This window comes from Pseudomonas sp. GM84 (assembly GCF_000282535.1).
Taxonomy (GTDB): Bacteria; Pseudomonadota; Gammaproteobacteria; order Pseudomonadales; family Pseudomonadaceae; genus Aquipseudomonas.
In genome coordinates this window covers 1-4,578 of sequence record NZ_AKJC01000358.1, presented here as the reverse complement: position 1 = coordinate 4,578, position 4,578 = coordinate 1, and the positions used below count along the sequence as shown (strand labels likewise).

Sequence of the window (4,578 nt, the reverse complement as noted above, 5' to 3'; positions counted from 1 at the left end):
CCACAGGTACAGCGCAAGCCTCAAGGCAAGTGGGTTACCTATGGGAGTCCACAGGTACAGCGCAAGCCTCGAGGCAAGTGGGTTACCTGTGGGAGTCCACAGGTACAGCGCAAGCCTCAAGGCATGTAGGTTACCTGTGGGAGCCGGCTTGCCGGCGATAGGGCCGGTACAGACAACACAAGTCTCAATAGAACAACCGATACCCCACCAACCCCACCGCTTCATTGAGCAACTGCCCGCTCTGCCACATCGCCCGGCTTTCCGGCAGCAACCCGCCGAACGGCCGCGCATGATCGCGCCCAAGGAACCCCACCGGCGCAGGCACCACTTCGAAACCCGCGCGCTCGAAGCTCCAGCGCGAACGCTGCATATGCCAGGCCTGGGTTACCACGATCACTCGGCGAATCCCCAGCGGCTGCAACACCTGGGCACTGAACAAAGCATTTTCCCAGGTAGTGCGGCTAGCGCCTTCCTGCCATTTCACCTCGACAGCGAAATCCTCACGCAGGCGGTCGGCCATCAGCCGCGCCTCGCTCGGCGGTGTGCCAAAGTGCAGCCCGCCGCTGGTCAGCACCGGCAAGCCCGAGGCCTTGGCCAGCCGTGCGGCAAACTGTATGCGCTCCAGCGCCGTAGCGGTGGGTTGGTCGGCACCACCCCAGGCCGGATCACCACGCTCGCGCCCCGCGCCCAGCACCACGATCGCGTCCGCCCTGCCCGCCAGGCCCGCCCACTCGTTCACCGGCAAGGCGGGTTCGGTCTCCAGCAGGCGAGCAGCCTGCTGCACCACCAGCGGCAGGCTCATCAGCCACAAACCGCCCAGCGCCAGCGCAAAGCACAACGCCGCCAGCAGGGGCCGTCGTGTGCGCAGCCACCAGGCAAGCAGCAACAGCAGGAACAGGACGCCCGGCGGCATCAACCATTGCTTGATGAAGTATCGAATTGGCATCGGCTACACCTCCATGGACGGCGTGCAGCCTAAGAGGATCGGCGCCAGCCAACAAGTAGGCGGCAGGCGCCGATCGTGAGAAGTGTGTATAAGAACCGGCGCGCGATGGCCTGCGCCTGGCGTCCTGAACGGCTAGCGATGCGGCAGCGTCCTGGATCTCGCCGTATTGGCGGGGCGTTGCTTGTCCTTGAGCCAGATGATCTTTGCCGTGCTCGGTTCCGCTTGTGGGTAAGTACCGGCGCAGGCATTTCGGCGTTCCGGGAGGGAATCCAGGTAGGCCTTGATCACTTCGAACTCTGCATGGCTCAGGCCACGCAACTCCAGCTCGGCTGGCATCTCGTCGCGTAATCGCACCGAGGTTCTGGCGACTTCCAGTGCCAGGCCAAGACGGTCGATCAGGCGTTCGTAAAGCTCCGGTTTGATTGCGGGTAGCTGCGTCTCTCCCATCCGTTCACCTCATTGAAGATAAAGAATATCTCCCCCCACACATGAGCTTAGCGTCGCTGCAAAAAGCAGCCGGTTGCAGCGACCAGCGGCCATTCGCAATCAGGGTTTCCCACGATACGCGGCGCTGCTGTATGCTACGGCGTTCACCCTCACGACACCGGAGTGCCGGACGCAGCGAGGTTCCGCTGCCTGGAACAAGGTCTCTTATCTCTCAGCCAAAAAGTAGCCATGCACGAACAATACACGCCCCGTGATATCGAAGCCGCCGCCCAGAAGTTCTGGGACGAGCAACAATCGTTCGCTGTTACCGAACAGCCAGGCAAAGACACTTACTATTGCCTATCGATGTTCCCGTACCCGAGCGGCAAGCTACACATGGGCCACGTGCGCAACTACACCATCGGCGACGTGATTGCCCGCTACCAGCGCATGCTGGGCAAGAACGTCCTGCAGCCGATGGGCTGGGACGCCTTCGGCATGCCCGCGGAAAACGCGGCGATGAAAAACAACGTCGCCCCGGCCAAGTGGACATACGAAAACATCGACTACATGAAGACCCAGCTCAAGAGCCTGGGCCTGGCCGTCGACTGGGCACGTGAAGTCACTACCTGCAAGCCGGACTACTACCGCTGGGAACAGTGGCTGTTCACCCGCCTGTTCGAGAAAGGCATCATCTACCGCAAGAACGGTACCGTGAACTGGGACCCGGCCGACCAGACCGTGCTCGCCAACGAGCAGGTCATCGACGGCCGCGGCTGGCGTTCGGGCGCGCTGATCGAGAAGCGCGAAATCCCGATGTACTACTTCCGCATCACCGACTACGCCGACGAGCTGCTGGAAAGCCTCGACGAGCTGCCGGGCTGGCCTGAGCAGGTCAAGACCATGCAGCGCAACTGGATCGGCAAGTCGCGCGGCATGGAAGTGCAGTTCCCCTATGACCAGGCGAGCATCGGTCACACGGGCACCCTGAAAGTCTTCACCACCCGTCCGGACACCCTGATGGGCGCGACCTACGTCGCCGTAGCCGCCGAACACCCGCTGGCCACCCAGGCCGCCCAGGGCAACCCGGCGCTGCAAGCGTTCATCGACGAGTGCAAGGGCGGCAGCGTCGCCGAAGCCGACATGGCCACCCAGGAGAAGAAGGGCATGGCCACTTCCCTGCTGGTCGAGCACCCGCTGACCGGCGAGAAGCTGCCGGTGTGGGTCGCCAACTACGTGCTGATGCACTACGGTGACGGCGCCGTGATGGCCGTGCCGGCCCACGACGAGCGCGACTTCGAGTTCGCCCACAAGTACAACCTGCCGGTCAAGGCAGTGGTACGTACCAGCGCTGGCGATGAAGTCGGCAGCGAGTGGCAGGCCGCCTACGGCGAGCACGGCCAACTGATCAACTCTGGCGAGTTCGACGGCCTGGACTTCGCCGGTGCATTCGACGCTATCGAAGCTGCCCTGATCCGCAAGGAACTGGGCAAGTCGCGCACCCAGTTCCGCCTGCGCGACTGGGGCATCAGCCGCCAGCGCTACTGGGGCTGCCCGATCCCGATCGTCCACTGCCCGTCGTGCGGCGACGTGCCAGTGCCGGAAGACCAGCTGCCGGTCGTGCTGCCGGAGAACGTGGTGCCGGATGGCGCCGGTTCGCCACTGGCGCGCATGCCTGAGTTCTACGACTGCAGCTGCCCGAAATGCGGCACCGCGGCCAAGCGTGAAACCGACACCATGGACACCTTCGTCGAGTCGTCCTGGTACTTCGCCCGCTACGCCTCGCCTAACTACGATCAGGGCCTGGTCGATCCAAAAGCGGCCAACCACTGGTTGCCGGTCGACCAGTACATCGGCGGTATCGAGCACGCGATCCTGCACCTGCTGTATGCGCGCTTCTTCCACAAGCTGATGCGTGACGAAGGCCTGGTCACCTCCAACGAGCCGTTCAAGAACCTGCTGACCCAAGGCATGGTGGTCGCCGAGACCTACTTCCGCACCGCCAGCAACGGTGGTCGCGAATGGTTCAACCCGGCCGACGTCGAAGTGGAACGTGACGCCAAGGCCAAGATCATCGGCGCACGCCTGATGACCGACGGCCTGCCGGTGGAAATCGGCGGCACCGAGAAAATGTCGAAGTCGAAGAACAACGGCGTCGACCCGCAGTCGATGATCGAAGCCTACGGCGCCGACACCTGCCGCCTGTTCATGATGTTCGCCTCGCCGCCCGACATGAGCCTGGAGTGGTCCGACTCCGGCGTCGAAGGGGCAAGCCGCTTCCTGCGTCGCGTCTGGCGCCTGGCCCAGGCCCACGTCAGCCAAGGCTTGCCGGGGAAACTGGACATCGCCGCCCTGAGCGACGAGCAGAAGGTCATTCGCCGGGCTATCCACGCCGCGATCAAGCAGGCCAGCACCGATGTCGGCCAGTTCCACAAGTTCAACACCGCCATCGCTCAGGTGATGACCGTGATGAACGTGCTGGAGAAGGCTCCGCAGGCCAGCGAGCAGGACCGTGCCCTGCTGCAGGAAGGCCTGGAGGCCGTCACCCTGCTGCTGGCGCCGATCACCCCGCACATCAGCCACGCGCTGTGGCAGGCGCTGGGCCACGCCGAGTCGGTCATCGATGCCACCTGGCCAAGCGTCGACGAACAAGCGCTGGTACAGGACACCATTACCCTGGTGGTACAGGTCAACGGTAAACTGCGTGGCCAGGTCGAGATGCCTGCCGCTGCCAGCCGCGAAGAAGTCGAAGCCGCCGCCCGCAGCAACGAGAATGTCCTGCGCTTCATCGATGGCCTGACCATCCGCAAGGTCATCGTGGTACCGGGCAAACTGGTCAACATCGTCGCCAACTGATGGCAGCGCCCACCCGCAGCCAATGCGGGTGGGCGGTATCGGCCCACAAGGGAGCAACAACATGATCAAACGCAATCTGCTGGTAATGGGCCTGGCCATCATGCTCAGCGCCTGCGGTTTCCAGCTGCGCGGCACCGGCACCAACGAACTGAGCATCAAGGAAATGGACGTCAGCGCGCGTAACGCCTACGGCCAGACGGTGGTACAGCTGCGCCAGGTGCTGGAGCGTAGCGGCGTCAACGTCCACGCGGGCGCGCCTTACCGCCTGGTGCTGACCGACGAACAGGAAAATCAGCGTGCCGCCAGTTACGGTGGCGGCAGCCGTACCGCCGAGGACGAGCTCACCACCA

The 4,578-nt window shown here is 63.7% G+C and carries 4 protein-coding genes; 2 read left to right on the top strand and 2 right to left on the bottom strand.

What is annotated here, in order from left to right:
* Positions 1-184: 184 nt before the first annotated feature.
* Positions 185-946: a YdcF family protein gene (locus PMI38_RS25500; RefSeq protein ID WP_008100798.1), complete on the bottom strand. Its 762-nt coding sequence runs from the start codon at positions 944-946 to the stop codon at positions 185-187.
* Positions 947-1,078: 132 nt separating this feature from the next.
* Positions 1,079-1,393 (bottom strand): hypothetical protein, encoded by a 315-nt coding sequence (locus PMI38_RS25495; protein ID WP_008100796.1) that lies wholly within the window; start codon positions 1,391-1,393, stop codon positions 1,079-1,081.
* Positions 1,394-1,621: 228 nt separating this feature from the next.
* Here PMI38_RS25495 and leuS point away from each other — a divergent pair, with 228 nt between their 5' ends.
* Positions 1,622-4,228, top strand: coding sequence for a leucine--tRNA ligase (leuS, locus tag PMI38_RS25490; protein WP_008100794.1), 2,607 nt, complete (start codon positions 1,622-1,624; stop codon positions 4,226-4,228).
* A gap of 61 nt (positions 4,229-4,289) precedes the next feature.
* A partial coding sequence (locus tag PMI38_RS25485; RefSeq protein ID WP_008100792.1) for an LPS-assembly lipoprotein LptE occupies positions 4,290-4,578 on the top strand: 289 nt, incomplete at its 3' end.